The sequence below is a fragment of the Paenibacillus lycopersici genome (assembly GCF_010119935.1).
Classification (GTDB): domain Bacteria; phylum Bacillota; class Bacilli; order Paenibacillales; family Paenibacillaceae; genus Paenibacillus_Z; species Paenibacillus_Z lycopersici.
The window spans coordinates 6,295,001-6,311,441 of record NZ_CP048209.1; the positions used below are offsets into that span (position 1 = coordinate 6,295,001).

The window sequence follows — 16,441 nt, forward strand, 5'->3', positions numbered from 1 at the left end:
GTGCAGGATAAAACCGCCATGTTCGAGCAGCTCGACGCTTCCGCGGAAGAGTGATGCGCGATGTGCCCTTAAATGAATCGCAAGGCTTCATTAAGCGACCGGTTTCGCATTGGACGACGATGCGGAGCCGGTCGTTTGTTCTTTGCGCAGCAGCCGGTGCAGCCACATGATCTGATAGGCGTTGCAGGCAAACATCGGGATGATCATGAAGGTCATGGAATACACGTTGCTTTGAAGGCTTTGCCAAGCCTCGAGCAGCGTCACGACGATCAGCAGGAACATGGTCGGGATGAATGCGCTGTTGTTGGTCTGCTTGGCCTTGACGTACGAAACGCCCCACGATGCCGCCAGAAGCGCAAGCGGCAGCACCCAGAAGATCCAGTTATTCCCCAGCGTCGTTCGATTATCGTACAGCATGTATCCGACGCCGCCAAGCGCGAACAACGTCGTGTAAGCCTGCAGCGCGTTCCACAGATAACCTTTGCGCAATACGCTCAGTGCGATGTAGTTCAGCGTCAGGTACGAGAAAAAGCCCATTTGGCTAAAGGCGCCGAACAAAAGCCCGACCAGCACCATCGTGAGCAGATTGAATCCCGTCGCTTTCAAGCCGAGTATGCCGAAATCCGGATCGATCCATTGCATCAGGGTACCGACGACAGCGGAAATGACGCCGCCAACGGCCATCGTGCTCCAAAATAAGAAAAACCATTTGCGTAAGTTCACGATCATGTCTCCTAATCGTTATTAATTGCTGCCCGTACAGCGGCCAATGAAGGCCTTCCTTGCCAATGAAACATCGGCGCTGCTAATTCCCTTCCATTTTACCATGTCAATTGCAAAAAGCTACGCCGAGTCCATGATAATCCGTTGAACAATGTCGCATACTACACCCAGGACAATGTCGTTAATGCCAGAAGGGAGACAGGACATCATGCTCAAACGTTTCAGATGGGTGGGTGCCGCACTAATTATTTCCTCCGTGCTTTCAAGCTGTGGATCCGAACCATCCAGTGCAGCCAGTGAGCCTATGAGCTATAAAGACATGAAGTCGATGGTTATCGACATCTTGAAGACGGAAGACGCGCAAAAAGCGCTGCAGGAATCGGCCATCTCTTCAACCGGTAACAACGGTGCGACCTCCAAGCTTCTCTCGGTACAGGATCAGGAGCAAGTGCGGCTGGCGGTCAAGGAAACGCTGGTCTCGCCGGAATATAACAAAGTCATCGAGAAGCTGATGACCGATCCCCGGTTCGCCGGCGAGTTCTCGCAAGCGGTCAATAAACAAAACAAGCAGATCCACAAGGACTTGTTAAAGGATCCGACGTACCAGCAGGACATGATCAAAGCGATGAAGAGTCCAGAGATGGATAAAATGATCCTTGACGTCCTGCAGAGTACCCAGTACCGCAAGCAAGTGATGACCATCATGCAGGAATCGATGCAAAGCCCGCTCTTCCGGCTGGAGATTCTTGATTTGATGAAGAAGGCCGTTCAGGAAGAGCTGAAACCGAAGCCGGACGAAAAAGTGACGAAGTCCAAGGAAGGCGAGCAAGGCGGCGGCGAAGGCGAAGGCAGCGGCGGAGATCAAAACGACAGCGGCATGGGCGAGCAAGGCGGCGGTTGATTCGCATGCGTTGACACATCGTAAAGAACATTAAAAGGCCAACATCCCCCGTGGAGCGATGTTGGCCTTTTGCATGTCGCCGTTGACGTTGACGACAGCGGCGCAGACGTAAGCAACGGTGCAGTTAAGGACAATGGTGCAGCTGCTGCTTGGCTTGCCGGACGGCGATGACGCCGATCAGGCTTCGCACTTGCCGATGACGCTCTCGGCGATTTCCAGGTAGAGCTTGCCTGTGTCGGTATCTTCCTTGTACACCGACGGCGCGAAATCCGGCTCCGATATGTGGTTGTCCGGCGCGCCGAGCGGGATCTGGGCCAGCAGCTCGCTGTTCAGCGATTCCGCAAGCCTTGCTCCGCCTCCGCGTCCGAACACATATTCCTGCTCGCCGCTCTTGCTGACGTAATACGACATGTTCTCGATGATGCCGAGAATTTCATGCTCGGTCTTGATCGCCATCGCGCCGGCGCGCGCCGCTACGAAAGCCGCCGTCGCATGCGGCGTGGTGACGATGATTTCCTTGCTATGCGGAATGAGCTGATGCACGTCGAGCGCGACATCGCCCGTTCCCGGCGGCAAGTCGAGCAGCATATAGTCCAGCTCGCCCCATTCAATCTCGGCGAAGAAATTCCGCAGCATCTTGCCGAGCATCGGGCCGCGCCATACGATCGGCGCGTTGTCTTCGACGAAGAAGCCCATGGACATGACGCGTACGCCGAATTTCTCGATGGGGATGACCCGCTCGTTCACGATTTGCGGGCGGTCTTCGATCCCCATCATATCCGGTACGCTGAAGCCGTAGATGTCGGCGTCGATAATGCCGACGCGTTTGCCCTTGCGGGCCAAGGCGACCGCGAGATTCACGGTCACCGTGGACTTGCCGACGCCGCCCTTGCCGCTGGCGACGGCGATGAACTGCACCCCGCTGCCCGCGCTCAGCAGCGGGTGCGCCTCGAGCCCGGCCCCGTGACCGCGTACGGGGCCTTGGCCCTTCTGCGGCGGCGCAGCCTGCTCCGCGCCGCCGGCAGCGCCTGCGGCGCGCGCGGCGCCCTGCGCGCCCGCCGCAGCGGCCTCGCCAGCCCGAAACCGGCAGTGCACGGTTTCGGCGCCGGCCGCGGCCAGCGCTTCGCGCAGCGCAGCCTCAAGCGCGCGCTCCGCGCTCGCGGCCGCACCGATGACCGTCAACGAAACGTTACGGTCCTTAACGACAACATCGCGGAAGGTAATTGTCCCTTCCGCGTTATATGCGGCCGCCGCTGACTCGGCGGCCTTCAATGCTTCCTCGCGGGTAATCATGTTCGGTTCTCTCCTCTGTCCGTTGGGATTGACTCCCCCCGATTATACCAATACGGCGGAGCCGTTCCAAGCGGCGTTGCGGTACGCGCGGATATATGCGGCCATCCCTGCGCGGCGGATCCGGCTTCCGGCCGCCGGTTTAACCATCAGCTTCCGGTCTTCCCGGTATTGCCCGTCCCCCACTTCTCCCCGGCCGTAAACCGCAGCACGCCCTGATAGATCGAAGCGGCCACCTTCTTCTGGTACGCCGCATCGCCGAGGCGCGTCGCTTCGCCCGGGTTCGATAAGAAGCCTACTTCGACGAGCGCGCTCGGCACCTCGTCCATCGCTTTCAACAAATAAACGGTGTTCACCGTCGAGGCCAGCCGCTCCGTATTGCCCAGATTACGGCGGATCTCGTCTTGGATGAGCGACGCCAGAACGGCGTTCTCCGGCAGATTCGGGTAGAAGAACGTCTGCGCTCCCGACCATTTCGGCGAAGGAATGCTGTTCATATGGATGCTGAGCAGCAGCGAGGCATGCTTGTCTTTGACGAATTGCGCCCGTTTCACCAAATCCTGCGTCTTGCGCTTGCTGATCTTGGACGTCCCTTCGTCCGCGAGATCGTAATCCCCTTCACGCGTCATGATCACGATCGCGCCCGCTTGCTGCAGGAAATCCCGGAGCTGCAGCGCAATCGCCAAATTCAAGTCCTTCTCGACCAGCCCCTGCTTGCTGACCGCCCCGCCGTCCACGCCCCCGTGTCCGGCGTCGATGGCAATCGTCTTGCCGGAAAGCGGCAGCGTCCAATAGGTCCACGTCCGCGATGCCGGCACCTCCTGCGTCAGCAGCAGCACCGTCAGCATCACGGCCGCGACGCCTAACCCGACCCGCACCGCGCCCCGGTATGTAATCCACACGACAAACCGTTTCCGAACTCCGCGCATGCAAAAAGCCACCCCTATCTCCATCGGATGATTCGTGCAGGAGGCTGTCCTGCGTTCTTTATCATCTTATGGGACGAGGCGGCCACTTATGCGGACATCCCTGGATTAATGTGAAGCCTTGCTTATACGGGCTGGCCGGACATGCCTTCGATCAGAATCTTCGCCACTTCCGGACGCGAGAACTCCGGCGGCGGGCAGACGCCGTCGCGCAGCAGCGCGCGCACTTTCGTACCGGACAGCGTCAGATGGTCCGCTTTATCATGCGGGCAGGTTTTGCTGGATGCCATGTTCCCGCATTTCGTGCAGAAGAAGCTGTGCTCGAAGAACAGCGGCGTAATGCCGAGGTCTTCCGCCGGGAACGAACGAAGCAGCTCCTGCGCCTCGTACGTGCCGTAGTAGTCGCCTACGCCGGCATGGTCGCGGCCGACGATGAAATGCGTGCAGCCGTAGTTTTTGCGAACCATCGCATGGAAAATCGCTTCACGAGGGCCTGCATAGCGCATGGCGGCCGGGAACACGCCCAGGAACGTGCGGTCGGCCGGATAGTAGTTCTCCAGCAGGGCGATATAGCTCTTCATCCGAACATTGGCAGGCACGTCATCGGATTTCGTCTCGCCGACGAGCGGGTTCAGGAACAGCGCATCGACGATTTCCATGGCGCATTTCTGAATGTACTCATGCGCGCGGTGAACCGGGTTACGCGTCTGGAAGCCGACGACCGTCTTCCAGCCCTTCTCCGCGAAAATCCGTCTCGTCTCCGCAGGATCGAAATAGAACTCGTTGAACTTCTCCGGCACCGGGCGATTCAGCACCGTGATCGCGCCGCCGACATACGTCGACGGACGGCTGTAGAGCTTCGCCACGCCAGGGTGTTCCGCATCGGCTGTTTTAAAGACGTTTACCGCTTCATGCTTCTGGTCGACGCTGTAGATGCTATCGATATCGATCACGGCGTACACGATGCCGTCTTCGCCGACGAGCGCCGCGCGTTGGCCGGCGGACAGCTCGGCGGCCTTCGCCTCTTCGACCGCGAGCGTGATCGGAATGCTCCATACCGTGCCGTCCGCGAGACGCATGCGTTCTACGACCGAACGGTAATCCGCTTCGTTCAAGAACCCGGTAAGCGGCGAGAACGCGCCTACGCCGATCAAATCCAGGTCCGAGATGGTCCAGTTGTTGACGATAATCGAAGTCAGGGACGTTGCTTCTGCTAACAATGCTTCACGTTCAGATCCAGCGGCGATTCGGTTAACGAGTACGCCGCCATGCGGCTTAATGCTGCTCATGTTATGCAAGTGCCTCCTAAAGTGTATTTCAATGTCTTATTTATGCAAACCGCATTCCGTCTTCTCTTGGCCGGACCAACGTCCGGCGCGCGGGTCTTCGCCAGGCATGACTTGACGTGTGCAGTATTCGCAGCCGATGCTTGGGTAGTTATTGTCATGGAGCGGATTGTAGAACACGTTGTTCTCGCGGATGTAGTTCCATACGTCCTCGGACGTCCAATCCGCGATCGGATTGAACTTGACCAAGCCGAACTTCGTGTCATACTCGATCTTCTTCGCATTCGCGCGCGTAGGCGCCTGGTCGCGGCGGATGCCGGTAATCCAAGCTTCGTACTTGGACAAGATTTGCGTCAGCGGATTTACTTTACGGATGTTGCAGCATTCGTTGGCATTGGTCTTCCACAGCTCTTCGCCATATTGCGCGGCTTGTTCTTCCGGCGTAATCGCCGGCTTCACCTGCACGAACTCCAACCCGTAAATTTCGGCCATGCGATCGCGCGTTTCATACGTTTCTTTAAAGTGAAAGTCCGTATCCAGGTAGAAAATATCCGTCTTCGGACTGATCTTCTGCAGCATATCGACAAGCACGACATCTTCCGCGCCAAAACTGCAAGCGAACGTAATGTTCGGGAACGTTTCTACGGCGAATTTCAAAATCTCCTGCGGGGTTGCGGTTTCCAGTTCCACCGCCTTCTGCGTAATCAACGCTTCTTTCTCAAAAAGGTTCATGGTTGAGTCCCTCCGTTTGCGAATTCCTAGTAAATCAATCTACATTAAATTATACGTCCAATGGTCATAATGTTCAATGACTGAAATCAGCCAAAAAAATAAAAAAAATGCCTTCCCCGTAAACAGGGAAGACATTCGGTGCGATAATTAACGTTTCGAGAATTGTGGCGCGCGACGAGCGGCTTTCAAGCCGTACTTCTTACGCTCTTTCATCCGTGGGTCACGCGTCAGGAAGCCAGCGCGTTTCAGGGATGGACGGAATTCCGGATCTGCTTTCAACAGCGCACGGGAAATGCCGTGACGGATTGCACCCGCTTGGCCGGAAATACCGCCGCCATGCGCAATAACCAGAACATCGTATTTGCCTGCTGTTTCAGTCAGAGCAAGCGGTTGTTTAACGATCAGCTTCAGTGTTTCCAAACCGAAGTATTCATTCAGGTCGCGTTTGTTAATAATGATTCGTCCTTCACCCGGCACGAGACGTACACGTGCTACAGAGTGTTTACGACGACCGGTTCCATAGTATTGAACTTGTGCCATGAAACTGTCCTCCCTCTATTTACCCGCGAAGTTCGTAAACTTCTGGATTTTGTGCTTGATGTGGATGTTCTGCGCCGGCATACACTTTCAATTTCATCTTCATTTTGTCGCCCAGACGGTTCTTCGGCAGCATGCCGTAGATCGCTTGCTCCAAAACTTGCTCCGGTTTGTTCTTGATCATGTCTTGTGCCGGAGTCACTTTCAAACCGCCGGAGTACATGGAGTGACGGTAGTACATTTTGTTTTGCAGCTTCTTACCCGTCAGGTGGATTTTCTCTGCATTGATGATAACGACGAAATCGCCAGTATCAACGTGCGGAGTAAATTGTGGTTTGTGTTTGCCGCGGATGATGCTTGCAGCTTCGCTCGCCAGACGGCCGAGGGTTTTGCCTTCAGCGTCGATGACGTACCATTTGCGTTCAACTTCATTAGGCTTAGCCATATAGGTAGTGCGCATGGGAGATCCTCCTTCTTCATTCAAACGATCAATTTCATTTATAGCGTTTCGTTACCGGTCATCCGGTTAAGTTCATTCGTTAGCACTGCTGTTGGCGGCCATTCTTAGTCGGGGCTGTGGGAGAGCCACTAAGAAAGCACAAGTTATATTCTACTACATCGACCTAGCAAGTGCAAGCTAAATCTAAGGTTTCGCTGAGTATTCACGTTGGTAAAATCACGTTAATCCTCATACTCCACATCCCATAGCATTAAACCATGCGCCATTGCGGTCGGCCCCGCCGCGGTTCGGTCCCGCGCTTCCAGAATCCGTTTGAAATCATCCGGGCTCAGCTTGCCTTCCCCCACCCACAACAACGTGCCTACGATGATTCGGACCATGTTATACAGAAACCCGTTGCCCGTCAGGAATATATCCAGCTTGCCTTCCCTTTCCTCGATGCGCGCATCCAGGATGGTTCGCACATGCGAGGGTTTGGTCGACCGCCGCGATGCAAAGGACGTGAAATCATGCTTCCCCACGACGTGGGCAAGCGCTTCTTTCATTTCCTTCAGCCGCAGCGGCATCGGATAATGCAAGCGGTACTTCCGGTCGAAGACGTCGCCGAACTTGCTGGTGTCGATACCGTACCGATACGTTTTGCGTTTGGCATAATACGACGCATGAAACGATGGGTCCGCTTCATCCGCCTGCAGGACGATAATGTCGTCCGGCAGTCTGGAATTGAGCGCGAGCGCCCACCGGTCAACCGGTATGGGAGAGGAGGTTTCGAAATTGATGACCTGCCTTCGAGCATGAACGCCGGCATCCGTACGGCCGGAAGCCGTAATGTCGACCTGTTCGCCCGTCAGCCCCCGTATCGCGTCTTCCAGCACATCCTGCACGGTGTTCCCGATCGGCTGCGTCTGAAATCCATAATACGTCGTTCCGTCATAGCTGATCGCCATCCGGATATTCCGCATTGTCCTGCCTCTCCCTCCACAAAGCCGATCTCGGGCAACAAAAAAAGGTGGCCGTTAGGTCCACCCTTTCCGAACATACAAAAATGTCTAGGTTCCGCTTGCACTTAGACTTTGTATTACTCCGGAATGAAACGCGCCACGCCGTCGAGAAGACGGCGACAGTTCGTTTCACCTTGGAAGAAACTAAAACGACGTCAAATACGTCGTTTTCCGTTTCTTCTTGTTACGCGCGATCTACCAGTTCCAGGTAAACCATAGGCGCCGCGTCACCGCGACGTGGACCCAGCTTCAGAATGCGCGTATAACCGCCCGGACGCTCCGAATAACGGGTAGCGAGCTCGGAGAACAGTTTTTGGATCGCGTCCTGCTCACCTGCTGCAATGGACTCGCGGCGAACGAAAGCTGCCACTTGACGACGTGCGTGCAGATCGCCACGCTTTGCCAGCGTGATCAGCTTCTCGGCGATCGGACGAAGCTCTTTCGCCTTCGCCTCCGTCGTTTGGATGCGCTCATACAGGAACAAGTCAGTGACGAGATCGCGGAACAATGCTTTCCGGGAGCTAGCGTCACGGCTCAATTTAGAATATGCCATCGAATTTCCCCTCCTTAAACCAGTCTAACGACCTTAGTCTGTGCTGCTCTCTATTCCTCCATGCGAAGGCCAAGACCGAGTTCTTCCAGCTTCTCCTGAACTTCTTCCAAAGACTTGCGTCCGAGGTTGCGGACTTTCATCATGTCTTCTTCCGTTTTCGTGATCAGCTCTTGAACGGTATTGATTCCTGCACGTTTCAGACAGTTATAAGAACGTACCGAGAGGTCGAGCTCTTCGATCGTCATCTCGAGTACTTTCTCTTTCTTGTCTTCTTCTTTTTCCACCATGATCTCAGCATCTTTCGCTTCATCGGTCAGACCGACGAACAGATCCAGATGCTCCGTCAAAATTTTGGCGCCGAGGCTGACAGCCTCTTCCGGACGAATGCTTCCGTCGGTCCAAACTTCAAGTGTGAGTTTATCGTAGTTCGTCACTTGACCAACACGAGTATTCTCAACCGTGTAGTTAACACGGGTAATCGGTGTGTAGATCGAGTCTACGGGAATAACGCCGATCGGCTGATCTTCCCGTTTGTTGCGATCTGCTTGCACATAACCGCGTCCGCGGTTAGCAAATACCCGCATATGGAGCCGTGCACCGGAGGCCAGCGTCGCGATATGAAGATCTGGGCTTAAAATCTCGACATCGCTGTCGGCGCGAATATCGCCTGCCGTAACGTTGCCATCGCCTTCTGCGTCAATCTCCAATACCTTCTCTTCGTCGGAATGGATTTTCAGCGAGAGGCCCTTGAGGTTCAGGATGATTTCAGTTACGTCCTCCATCACACCTGGAACCGTAGAGAACTCGTGAAGTACACCGTCGATTTGAACGGAAGTTACCGCTGCGCCCGGCAGCGACGACAGCAGGATTCTCCGAAGAGAATTCCCCAGTGTCGCACCATAGCCGCGTTCAAGCGGTTCAACAACGAAACGTCCGTACGTGCCATCCTCGTTCAATTCTACGGATTCGATTTTCGGCTTTTCGATCTCAATCACTAATAGTACCCTCCCTCAAAACGTCGCTCCGTTACCATTATCGCGTTTGCAGCCAAATCATGTAGTATGGCAAACCTTCACAACCATTATTCACAAGTTGCAGTAATTTGATACCACAAATATTGGAACTATACGCGACGACGTTTTGGCGGGCGGCATCCGTTATGCGGAACCGGCGTTACATCCTTAATAAGGTTAACTTCAAGACCTGCGGCTTGCAGGGAGCGGATTGCCGCTTCACGACCGGCGCCAGGACCTTTAACCATTACTTCGACCGTTTTCATGCCGTGTTCCATTGCCGCTTTCGCTGCGGATTCCGCAGCCATTTGAGCCGCGTAAGGCGTGCTTTTACGGGAACCTTTAAAGCCGAGGTTACCGGAGCTTGCCCAGGAGATCGCATTGCCGTGCGGATCGGTGATCGTAACGATCGTGTTATTGAACGTCGAGCGGATGTGCGCTACGCCGGAATCAATATTTTTACGGTCGCGACGTTTCGTGCGCACCACTTTTTTTGGTTTAGCCATAATCGGTTATCCTCCCTTCTTATTTCTTCTTGTTCGCTACAGTCCGGCGTGGACCTTTACGCGTACGAGCATTTGTTTTGGTCCGTTGACCGCGAACCGGAAGACCGCGACGGTGACGAACACCGCGATAGCAGCCGATCTCGATCAGACGTTTGATGTTAAGGGAAATTTCACGACGCAGGTCGCCTTCCACTTTAACCGTTTTATCGATCGTTTCGCGAAGTTGGCTGACTTCATCTTCCGTCAGATCACGAACGCGCGTATTTTCGTTAATACCCGTCGTGCTCAGAATTTTATTAGCAGTCGTTCTGCCAATACCGAAGATGTACGTCAAAGCGATGACAACGCGTTTATCACGCGGTAAGTCTACACCAGCAATACGTGCCATGTACCGTTATCCCTCCTTTATCCTTGTTTTTGTTTGTGTTTCGGATTTTCACAAATTACCATAACATTGCCTTTGCGGCGAATGACTTTACATTTCTCGCAAATCGGCTTGACCGAAGGTCTAACCTTCATTGTGATTACCTCCCGATATCTTTCGTCGGCAGGCCGGCAGCGGCCTACTTCCGATAGGTAATGCGTCCTCTAGACAAATCATAAGGCGATAACTGAATGACTACTTTATCTCCCGTCAGAATGCGGATGAAGTGCATTCTGAGCTTACCCGAAACATGGGCGAGAATCTGATGTCCGTTCTCCAGTTCCACCTTGAACATGGCGTTAGGTAGTGGTTCGATGACCGTACCTTCGACTTCAATGACGTCTTCTTTGGCCATAGTCATTCTCCTTTCCCTTGCACAGCCTTCTGAATGGCATAACGCAGTTTAGCGTTTGTTACACGGCCGGTTTCCAGCATGCTGTCAACCACTTCGCGACTGACTTCCGGCTGCATCAGAAGATGCAGTACGTTCTTCTTCTTCGATTGATCGAAGCGACGTTTGTCTCCGTCTGCTACAAGGACGAAACGGTCATCCATCACCTGGACGATCACGGCGAATGAGCCTTCGTCTTTCCCTCGCAGCACCTTAACGATTCGGCCAACCTCCGGCTTATACTCCAAGCGTTCTCAACCTGCCTGCTCCCTGGAACGGGTTAATATTTCGCATCCGTCTTCCGTCACGGCCACCGTATGCTCGAAGTGAGCGCACCATGACTGGTCTTCGGTGACGACTGTCCAATTGTCCGCCAGTGTTCGTACGTACCGCTCCCCGATGTTTACCATCGGTTCGATCGCCAGTACCATTCCTGGTCTCAGGCGAGGGCCGCGGTCCGGATACCCGTAGTTCGGAATTTGAGGGTCCTCATGGAGATCTTCGCCGATCCCATGCCCGCAATAATCGCGAACGACGGAGAAGCCGGCAGCTTCGATCACTTGTTGTATCGCATGCGAGATTGTAAACAAACGAACGTCCGGTTTCACGAGTGCGAGTCCTGCGTATAGCGATTGTTCTGTAATGTCGAGCAGCCGCTGCGCCTCTTCACTAATATCGCCGACGCCGTAGGTCCACGCCGAATCGCCGTGATACCCGTTATACTGCGCGCCGATATCAATGCTGATGATGTCGCCATCGTTCAACTTGCGTGATCCCGGAATACCGTGTACCAGCTCATTGTTTACAGAAGCGCAAATGCTGGCAGGAAACTGATTGTACCCTTTAAAAGAAGGTAATGCGTCCTGGCTGCGAATGTACGATTCAGCGATTTCATCCAATTCCTTGGTCGTCACGCCCGGGCGAATCGCCGTTCTGAGCAAACGATGCGTATCCGCTACAATTCGTCCAGCTTCTCTCATATATTGCAATTCCGCTTCGGACTTGCATACGATCATTCCGCAGTTCCCCGCAAGCAGTTTACGATGTCCGCCGTTACTTCGTCGATTTCCTTCTCGCCGTCTACTTCGCGCAAAACCGCTTTGCTTGCGTAGTAATCAAGCAATGGAGCCGTCTTGGAGATGTATTCGTCGAGACGCGTGCCTACTTTCGCTTCCGTATCGTCTGACCGCTGATACAGCTCGCCGCCGCATTTATCACAAACGCCTTCTTGCTTCGGCGGGTTGAACATGACATGGTACGTGGAGCCGCACGACTTGCAAATGCGACGACCGGTCAGACGCGCAAGCAGCAAACCGCGGTCTACCTTCAAGTTAACGACATGATCGATACTGCGTCCCATTTCAGCCAACATTCCGTCCAGTGCTTCTGCTTGCTGCAGCGTGCGCGGGAAACCGTCCAGCAAGAAGCCGCTGTTGCAATCCTCCAGCTGCAGGCGCTCGCGAACGATGCCGTTCGTGATTTCATCCGGAACCAAGAGACCTTGATCCACGAATTCTTTCGCCTTTACGCCAAGCGGAGTGCCTTGCTTCATGGCCAAACGAAAAGCGTCGCCGGTCGAGATATGCGGAACTTTGAAAGTATCCACAATGCGCTCGGCCTGCGTGCCTTTACCGGCTCCTGGAGGGCCCATGAATAAGATGTTCATTAGCGTGTTCCTCGCTTTAAACATAATAGGCTCGGCCGGGTTCCGTCACCTGGCTAGATGCGGAATCCCGCTTGCGAACCTATTGTTATTTATTAATAAACCCTTTGTAGTGGCGTTTGATCAGCTGCGTCTCGATTTGCTTCATCGTATCCAGCGCAACGCCGATAACGATCAAGAGCGATGTGCCGCCGAGTTTCACGTCGCGCGGCAAATCGGCAAGCGTTCCGAAGAACACCGGCAAGATCGAGATGAGCGACAGGAAGATCGCTCCGCTCAGCGTGATCCGCGACATAACGCGCGTAATGTAGGAAGAAGTCGGTTTGCCCGGGCGAACGCCTGGAATGTAACCGCCGTTCTTCTTCATTTGATCGGCCATCTGCACCGGGTTGATTTGCACGAACGTGTAGAAGAAGGTGAACGCAATAATCAAGATGACGTACAACACCATGCCTAGCGGCTTGTCGTAGTACATATGCGCTTGGATCCATTGTGCCCACTTGTGGGTCGACCAGAAGTTCGCGATCGTAACCGGGAACATCAGAAGCGATACCGCGAAGATGACCGGGATAACGCCTGCGCCGTTTACTTTCAGCGGAATGTGAGTCGATTGACCACCATACATCTTCCGTCCAACGACGCGCTTGGCGTATTGAACCGGAATTTTGCGAATCCCTTGCTGAACGAATATTACGCCAACAATGATCGCTGCGACCGCGACGACGATTGCCACCACTTTCACGATCGCCAGGAAAAGCGCATCCGAATCCACGAATTCTTGCGAATAGATGGAGCGAACGTGCGCTGGAAGCCTTGCTACGATACCGGCGAAGATCAGGATCGAGATCCCGTTACCGATGCCTCTCTCCGTAATTTGCTCACCGAGCCACATGAGGAAGGCCGTTCCTGCCGTCAGGATAATCGCAATTACAATATAATCCGTAACGGTTGCACCAGGAATCATATCATACTGATATTGCCGGTTAAACCCGATCGCGGTGCCAAAGCCTTGAACAAGTCCAAGAACAATTGTACCGTAACGAGTAATTTGTGCAAGTTTACGTTTTCCATTCTCGCCTTCCTTCGCCCATTCCGCGAATTTAGGGATAACGTCCATCGACAAGAGCTGTACGATAATGGATGAGGTGATGTAAGGCATGATCCCGATTGCGAAGATCGAGAACTGGAACAGCGCCCCACCCGAAAACGTATTAAGCAAACCGAACAATTCAGAACCGGCCTGATTGGTCTGTGTGAATACATCTTTGTTGACGCCAGGCACCGGAATAAAGGATCCGATACGGTAAACCAACAAGATGAACAGCGTGAACAGGATCCGCTTGCGAAGATCTTCCACTTTCCAAATGTTAGACACGGTCTTGAACAATTAGATCACCTCGGTTTTACCGCCGGCAGCCTGGATTTTCTCTACCGCAGATTGAGAGAACTTGCTTGCTTTTACCGTCAGTTGAACCGTGATTTCGCCGTTGCCCAGCACTTTGATGCCGGCTTGCGGGTTCTTAACGATTCCTTGCTCAAGCAGCAATTCAGGCGTTACTTCCGTACCTGCTGCGAAGCCGTTCAACTCGTCGATATTCACAATCGCATACTCTTTACGGAACGGGTTATTGAAGCCGCGTTTAGGCAGACGACGGTACAATGGGTTTTGACCGCCCTCGAATCCAGGGCGAACGCCGCCGCCGGAACGAGCATTTTGACCTTTGTGACCGCGACCCGAAGTTTTACCGTTGCCGCTGCCGATACCGCGGCCAACACGGAACCCCTCTTTACGGGAACCCGGAGCTGGTTTGAGATCATGCAATTTCATCGTCGTTGCACCTCCTTATTGTTATGCATGGCTTGCTTTGTAAGGCAATTTATGCTTGTACTTCTTCAACTTTAACCAAGTGGCTGACACTGTTGACCATGCCGCGGATAGCCGGGCTGTCATTGTGGACAACCGATTGACGAATTTTGCGAAGACCAAGCGTTGCAACCGTTGCACGCTGTTGCTCGTTGCGGCCGATCAAGCTGCGAACGAGGGTAATTTGCAATTTTGCCATCGTATTCTCCTCCTTAGCCCAAAAGCTCTTTCACGGTTTTTCCACGAAGTTTAGCAACATCCTCAGCGCGTTTCAGACGGGAAAGGCCTTCCAGCGTTGCGTTAACCATGTTCATGGAGTTCGAAGAACCAAGCGATTTGGTCAGAATGTCACCTACGCCAGCAAGCTCGAGCACGGCACGAACCGGGCCGCCTGCGATTACTCCGGTACCTTCGGAAGCTGGTTTCAACAATACACGGCCAGCGCCGAAATGTCCGAGTACTTGGTGAGGAATTGTCGTTTTTACGAGTGGAATGTGGATCAGGTTCTTCTTGGCGTCTTCAATACCTTTGCGGATTGCGTCAGGTACTTCGCCAGCTTTACCGATCCCTGCGCCAACGTAACCTTTGCCGTCGCCTACAACTACCAGCGCGCTGAAGCTAAAACGGCGTCCGCCTTTTACTACTTTCGCTACGCGGTTGATTTGAACTACCTTCTCGGTAAGTTCCAACGCATTTGGATCAATACGCAAGTCGATTAACCTCCTTCATAAGTATTATCGATTAGAATTCAAGTCCTGCTTCGCGAGCTGCGTCAGCCAGCGCTTGAATCCGTCCATGGTACAAGTAGCCGCCGCGATCGAACACGACTTGCTCTACGCCTTTCGCTTTCGCGCGAACCGCGATCAACTCGCCGATTTTGCGAGCCGCTTCGGTGTTGCCGCCGTTGCTAACTTGCTCCGCAACTTCTTTGTCCATCGTCGAAGCCGATGCAAGCGTTACGCCTTGAACATCGTCAATCAGTTGAGCGTAGATGTGTTTGGAGGAACGGAATACAGACAGACGCGGACGCTGCGTAGTTCCGTTAACTTTCTTACGCACACGCAGGTGACGTTTGTGACGTGCTTTGTTTTTATCGCCTTTTGTAATCATTCGTTGTACACTCCTTTCCGGTGTCTTATGAAGCTATTCCATTAAGCGGCATGAAGCTGCTTATTTTTTCTTACCGGCTTTACCTTCTTTACGAAGGATGCGCTCGCCTTCGTACTTGATGCCTTTGCCTTTATACGGCTCTGGCTCACGAACGGAACGGATCTTCGCAGCAGTTGCACCAACGAGTTCTTTGTCGATGCCTTTTACGATGATTTTCGTGTTCGAAGGAACTTCGAACTCGATGCCGCTCTCAGGCGTAATTTCAACGGGGTGCGAGTAGCCAACGTTAAGTACGACTTTCTCGCCAGTCTTGTTTGCACGGTAACCAACGCCTACAAGCTCCAGGTTCTTAACGAAACCTTCAGTTACACCGCTAACCATGTTAGCAATGACGCTGCGAGTTGTACCGTGCAGGGAACGATGCAATTTATTGTCGGAAGGACGCTCGATCGTGATGACGCTGTCCGCTACTACCACTTTCATGTCCTTGTGAATCGTGCGGCTGAGCGTACCTTTCGGTCCTTTAACTGTGATGACGCTGTTGTCCAAGTCGATGTTTACACCACCGGGTACTTGGATCGGTTTACGGCCAATACGAGACATTGTTACACCTCCAATCGTTGTGACGGTTAATTACCAAACGTAGCAGACTACTTCGCCGCCGGACTTCTGCTGGCGAGCTTCTTTATCAGTCATAATGCCTTGGGACGTGGAGATAATCGCCATTCCCAGGCCGCCAAGTACGCGAGGCACTTCAGTGCTCTTCGTGTATACGCGCAGACCCGGTTTGCTGATGCGTTTCAGCCCCGTGATTACACGCTCTTGGTTCGGGCCGTATTTCAAGAAAATACGGATAATCCCTTGTTTGTTATCTTCGATATACTCAGCATCACGAATGAAGCCCTCGCGTTTCAGAATTTCGGCGATTTGCTTCTTCACTTTCGAAGCAGGCATTTCAACTGTCTCGTGACGCACAACGTTTGCGTTGCGAATGCGTGTAAGCATATCTGCGATCGGATCAGACATAACCATTGTGTAAACCTCCTTCCCGAACTAGGCTG

At 53.6% G+C, this 16,441-nt stretch carries 26 protein-coding genes (1 of these 26 only partly in view); 2 read left to right on the forward strand and 24 right to left on the reverse strand.

Annotated features, from left to right (window positions below):
* Nucleotides 1-54: the end of a polysaccharide deacetylase family sporulation protein PdaB gene (pdaB, locus tag GXP70_RS27535; protein WP_162359783.1), read on the forward strand. Its footprint begins 750 nt before the window's first position; only the last 54 of its 804 coding nucleotides appear in the window; the start codon falls outside the window, past its left edge; its stop codon occupies nucleotides 52-54.
* Nucleotides 55-90: 36 nt separating this feature from the next.
* Here pdaB and GXP70_RS27540 read toward each other — a convergent pair whose 3' ends face one another.
* Complete coding sequence (locus GXP70_RS27540; RefSeq protein ID WP_225442579.1) at nucleotides 91-723, reverse strand: KinB-signaling pathway activation protein; 633 nt, start codon at nucleotides 721-723, stop codon at nucleotides 91-93.
* Nucleotides 724-931: 208 nt separating this feature from the next.
* On the opposite strand from GXP70_RS27540, the gene gerD reads away from it, so the two are divergent.
* Nucleotides 932-1,624: a spore germination lipoprotein GerD gene (gene gerD, locus GXP70_RS27545; protein WP_162360713.1), complete on the forward strand. Its 693-nt coding sequence runs from the start codon at nucleotides 932-934 to the stop codon at nucleotides 1,622-1,624.
* 177 nt (nucleotides 1,625-1,801) lie between these two features.
* On the opposite strand, the gene GXP70_RS27550 is transcribed toward gerD, so the two are convergent.
* The 23 genes from GXP70_RS27550 to rpsH form a co-directional block, all read right to left on the reverse strand.
* Entirely contained in the window at nucleotides 1,802-2,917 is a 1,116-nt protein-coding gene (locus GXP70_RS27550) for an Mrp/NBP35 family ATP-binding protein (protein WP_162359785.1), read from the reverse strand.
* Nucleotides 2,918-3,063: 146 nt separating this feature from the next.
* Nucleotides 3,064-3,843, reverse strand: a complete 780-nt coding sequence (cwlD, locus tag GXP70_RS27555; protein WP_162359786.1) for an N-acetylmuramoyl-L-alanine amidase CwlD — start codon at nucleotides 3,841-3,843, stop codon at nucleotides 3,064-3,066.
* A gap of 122 nt (nucleotides 3,844-3,965) precedes the next feature.
* Nucleotides 3,966-5,129: a sulfate adenylyltransferase gene (sat, locus tag GXP70_RS27560; protein WP_162359788.1), complete on the reverse strand. Its 1,164-nt coding sequence runs from the start codon at nucleotides 5,127-5,129 to the stop codon at nucleotides 3,966-3,968.
* 36 nt (nucleotides 5,130-5,165) lie between these two features.
* A complete protein-coding gene (locus tag GXP70_RS27565; protein WP_162359790.1) occupies nucleotides 5,166-5,858 on the reverse strand; it encodes a phosphoadenylyl-sulfate reductase in 693 nt (230 codons plus the stop codon).
* Between the two features lie 147 nt (nucleotides 5,859-6,005).
* Nucleotides 6,006-6,398, reverse strand: a complete 393-nt coding sequence (gene rpsI, locus GXP70_RS27570) for a 30S ribosomal protein S9 (RefSeq protein WP_162359791.1) — start codon at nucleotides 6,396-6,398, stop codon at nucleotides 6,006-6,008.
* Between the two features lie 19 nt (nucleotides 6,399-6,417).
* Nucleotides 6,418-6,855, reverse strand: coding sequence for a 50S ribosomal protein L13 (gene rplM / locus GXP70_RS27575; RefSeq protein WP_162359793.1), 438 nt, complete (start codon nucleotides 6,853-6,855; stop codon nucleotides 6,418-6,420).
* Between the two features lie 221 nt (nucleotides 6,856-7,076).
* Nucleotides 7,077-7,817 carry a tRNA pseudouridine(38-40) synthase TruA gene (gene truA, locus GXP70_RS27580; RefSeq protein ID WP_162359795.1) on the reverse strand — a complete coding sequence of 247 codons (741 nt, stop codon included), beginning with the start codon at nucleotides 7,815-7,817 and terminating at the stop codon, nucleotides 7,077-7,079.
* 223 nt (nucleotides 7,818-8,040) lie between these two features.
* Nucleotides 8,041-8,409: a 50S ribosomal protein L17 gene (rplQ, locus tag GXP70_RS27585; RefSeq protein ID WP_161705125.1), complete on the reverse strand. Its 369-nt coding sequence runs from the start codon at nucleotides 8,407-8,409 to the stop codon at nucleotides 8,041-8,043.
* Nucleotides 8,410-8,459: 50 nt separating this feature from the next.
* Nucleotides 8,460-9,404 carry a DNA-directed RNA polymerase subunit alpha gene (locus GXP70_RS27590; RefSeq protein ID WP_161705123.1) on the reverse strand — a complete coding sequence of 315 codons (945 nt, stop codon included), beginning with the start codon at nucleotides 9,402-9,404 and terminating at the stop codon, nucleotides 8,460-8,462.
* A 128-nt stretch (nucleotides 9,405-9,532) separates the two neighbouring features.
* Entirely contained in the window at nucleotides 9,533-9,928 is a 396-nt protein-coding gene (rpsK, locus tag GXP70_RS27595) for a 30S ribosomal protein S11 (RefSeq protein ID WP_090649131.1), read from the reverse strand.
* A gap of 19 nt (nucleotides 9,929-9,947) precedes the next feature.
* Nucleotides 9,948-10,316: a 30S ribosomal protein S13 gene (gene rpsM, locus GXP70_RS27600; RefSeq protein WP_162359797.1), complete on the reverse strand. Its 369-nt coding sequence runs from the start codon at nucleotides 10,314-10,316 to the stop codon at nucleotides 9,948-9,950.
* A 17-nt stretch (nucleotides 10,317-10,333) separates the two neighbouring features.
* Nucleotides 10,334-10,447 (reverse strand): 50S ribosomal protein L36, encoded by a 114-nt coding sequence (rpmJ, locus tag GXP70_RS27605; protein WP_003333770.1) that lies wholly within the window; start codon nucleotides 10,445-10,447, stop codon nucleotides 10,334-10,336.
* A gap of 44 nt (nucleotides 10,448-10,491) precedes the next feature.
* The gene (gene infA / locus GXP70_RS27610; RefSeq protein ID WP_015847200.1) at nucleotides 10,492-10,707 is read right to left on the reverse strand and encodes a translation initiation factor IF-1; all 216 of its coding nucleotides are present in this window, start codon (nucleotides 10,705-10,707) and stop codon (nucleotides 10,492-10,494) included.
* Between the two features lie 2 nt (nucleotides 10,708-10,709).
* Nucleotides 10,710-10,991 carry a KOW domain-containing RNA-binding protein gene (locus GXP70_RS27615; RefSeq protein WP_162359798.1) on the reverse strand — a complete coding sequence of 94 codons (282 nt, stop codon included), beginning with the start codon at nucleotides 10,989-10,991 and terminating at the stop codon, nucleotides 10,710-10,712.
* 6 nt (nucleotides 10,992-10,997) lie between these two features.
* Nucleotides 10,998-11,759: a type I methionyl aminopeptidase gene (gene map, locus GXP70_RS27620; protein ID WP_162359800.1), complete on the reverse strand. Its 762-nt coding sequence runs from the start codon at nucleotides 11,757-11,759 to the stop codon at nucleotides 10,998-11,000.
* Complete coding sequence (locus tag GXP70_RS27625) at nucleotides 11,756-12,409, reverse strand: adenylate kinase (protein WP_162359802.1); 654 nt, start codon at nucleotides 12,407-12,409, stop codon at nucleotides 11,756-11,758. The genes map and GXP70_RS27625 overlap by 4 nt, the downstream gene beginning before the upstream one ends.
* A gap of 85 nt (nucleotides 12,410-12,494) precedes the next feature.
* Nucleotides 12,495-13,793 carry a preprotein translocase subunit SecY gene (gene secY / locus GXP70_RS27630; protein ID WP_162359804.1) on the reverse strand — a complete coding sequence of 433 codons (1,299 nt, stop codon included), beginning with the start codon at nucleotides 13,791-13,793 and terminating at the stop codon, nucleotides 12,495-12,497.
* On the reverse strand, nucleotides 13,794-14,234 hold the full coding sequence (gene rplO, locus GXP70_RS27635; protein ID WP_162359806.1) for a 50S ribosomal protein L15: 441 nt from the start codon (nucleotides 14,232-14,234) through the stop codon (nucleotides 13,794-13,796).
* Nucleotides 14,235-14,283: 49 nt separating this feature from the next.
* Nucleotides 14,284-14,469 (reverse strand): 50S ribosomal protein L30, encoded by a 186-nt coding sequence (gene rpmD / locus GXP70_RS27640; RefSeq protein WP_162359807.1) that lies wholly within the window; start codon nucleotides 14,467-14,469, stop codon nucleotides 14,284-14,286.
* A gap of 13 nt (nucleotides 14,470-14,482) precedes the next feature.
* A complete protein-coding gene (rpsE, locus tag GXP70_RS27645; RefSeq protein ID WP_161705107.1) occupies nucleotides 14,483-14,980 on the reverse strand; it encodes a 30S ribosomal protein S5 in 498 nt (165 codons plus the stop codon).
* 31 nt (nucleotides 14,981-15,011) lie between these two features.
* The gene (gene rplR / locus GXP70_RS27650; protein WP_162359809.1) at nucleotides 15,012-15,380 is read right to left on the reverse strand and encodes a 50S ribosomal protein L18; all 369 of its coding nucleotides are present in this window, start codon (nucleotides 15,378-15,380) and stop codon (nucleotides 15,012-15,014) included.
* Between the two features lie 60 nt (nucleotides 15,381-15,440).
* Nucleotides 15,441-15,983 (reverse strand): 50S ribosomal protein L6, encoded by a 543-nt coding sequence (gene rplF, locus GXP70_RS27655; RefSeq protein ID WP_162359811.1) that lies wholly within the window; start codon nucleotides 15,981-15,983, stop codon nucleotides 15,441-15,443.
* Between the two features lie 30 nt (nucleotides 15,984-16,013).
* Nucleotides 16,014-16,412 (reverse strand): 30S ribosomal protein S8, encoded by a 399-nt coding sequence (gene rpsH, locus GXP70_RS27660; RefSeq protein WP_161705101.1) that lies wholly within the window; start codon nucleotides 16,410-16,412, stop codon nucleotides 16,014-16,016.
* Nucleotides 16,413-16,441: the final 29 nt, after the last annotated feature.

Coding starts and splice junctions, on each gene's coding strand:
- gerD (WP_162360713.1), top strand. CDS start 932: ATGCTCAAACGTTTCAGATGGGTGGGTGCCGCACTAATTATTTCCTCC.
- GXP70_RS27550 (WP_162359785.1), bottom strand. CDS start 2,917: ATGATTACCCGCGAGGAAGCATTGAAGGCCGCCGAGTCAGCGGCGGCC.
- cwlD (WP_162359786.1), bottom strand. CDS start 3,843: ATGCGCGGAGTTCGGAAACGGTTTGTCGTGTGGATTACATACCGGGGC.
- sat (WP_162359788.1), bottom strand. CDS start 5,129: ATGAGCAGCATTAAGCCGCATGGCGGCGTACTCGTTAACCGAATCGCC.
- GXP70_RS27565 (WP_162359790.1), bottom strand. CDS start 5,858: ATGAACCTTTTTGAGAAAGAAGCGTTGATTACGCAGAAGGCGGTGGAA.
- rpsI (WP_162359791.1), bottom strand. CDS start 6,398: ATGGCACAAGTTCAATACTATGGAACCGGTCGTCGTAAACACTCTGTA.
- rplM (WP_162359793.1), bottom strand. CDS start 6,855: ATGCGCACTACCTATATGGCTAAGCCTAATGAAGTTGAACGCAAATGG.
- truA (WP_162359795.1), bottom strand. CDS start 7,817: ATGCGGAATATCCGGATGGCGATCAGCTATGACGGAACGACGTATTAT.
- rplQ (WP_161705125.1), bottom strand. CDS start 8,409: ATGGCATATTCTAAATTGAGCCGTGACGCTAGCTCCCGGAAAGCATTG.
- rpsK (WP_090649131.1), bottom strand. CDS start 9,928: ATGGCTAAACCAAAAAAAGTGGTGCGCACGAAACGTCGCGACCGTAAA.
- rpsM (WP_162359797.1), bottom strand. CDS start 10,316: ATGGCACGTATTGCTGGTGTAGACTTACCGCGTGATAAACGCGTTGTC.
- rpmJ (WP_003333770.1), bottom strand. CDS start 10,447: ATGAAGGTTAGACCTTCGGTCAAGCCGATTTGCGAGAAATGTAAAGTC.
- infA (WP_015847200.1), bottom strand. CDS start 10,707: ATGGCCAAAGAAGACGTCATTGAAGTCGAAGGTACGGTCATCGAACCA.
- map (WP_162359800.1), bottom strand. CDS start 11,759: ATGATCGTATGCAAGTCCGAAGCGGAATTGCAATATATGAGAGAAGCT.
- GXP70_RS27625 (WP_162359802.1), bottom strand. CDS start 12,409: ATGAACATCTTATTCATGGGCCCTCCAGGAGCCGGTAAAGGCACGCAG.
- rplO (WP_162359806.1), bottom strand. CDS start 14,234: ATGAAATTGCATGATCTCAAACCAGCTCCGGGTTCCCGTAAAGAGGGG.
- rpmD (WP_162359807.1), bottom strand. CDS start 14,469: ATGGCAAAATTGCAAATTACCCTCGTTCGCAGCTTGATCGGCCGCAAC.
- rplR (WP_162359809.1), bottom strand. CDS start 15,380: ATGATTACAAAAGGCGATAAAAACAAAGCACGTCACAAACGTCACCTG.
- rplF (WP_162359811.1), bottom strand. CDS start 15,983: ATGTCTCGTATTGGCCGTAAACCGATCCAAGTACCCGGTGGTGTAAAC.
- rpsH (WP_161705101.1), bottom strand. CDS start 16,412: ATGGTTATGTCTGATCCGATCGCAGATATGCTTACACGCATTCGCAAC.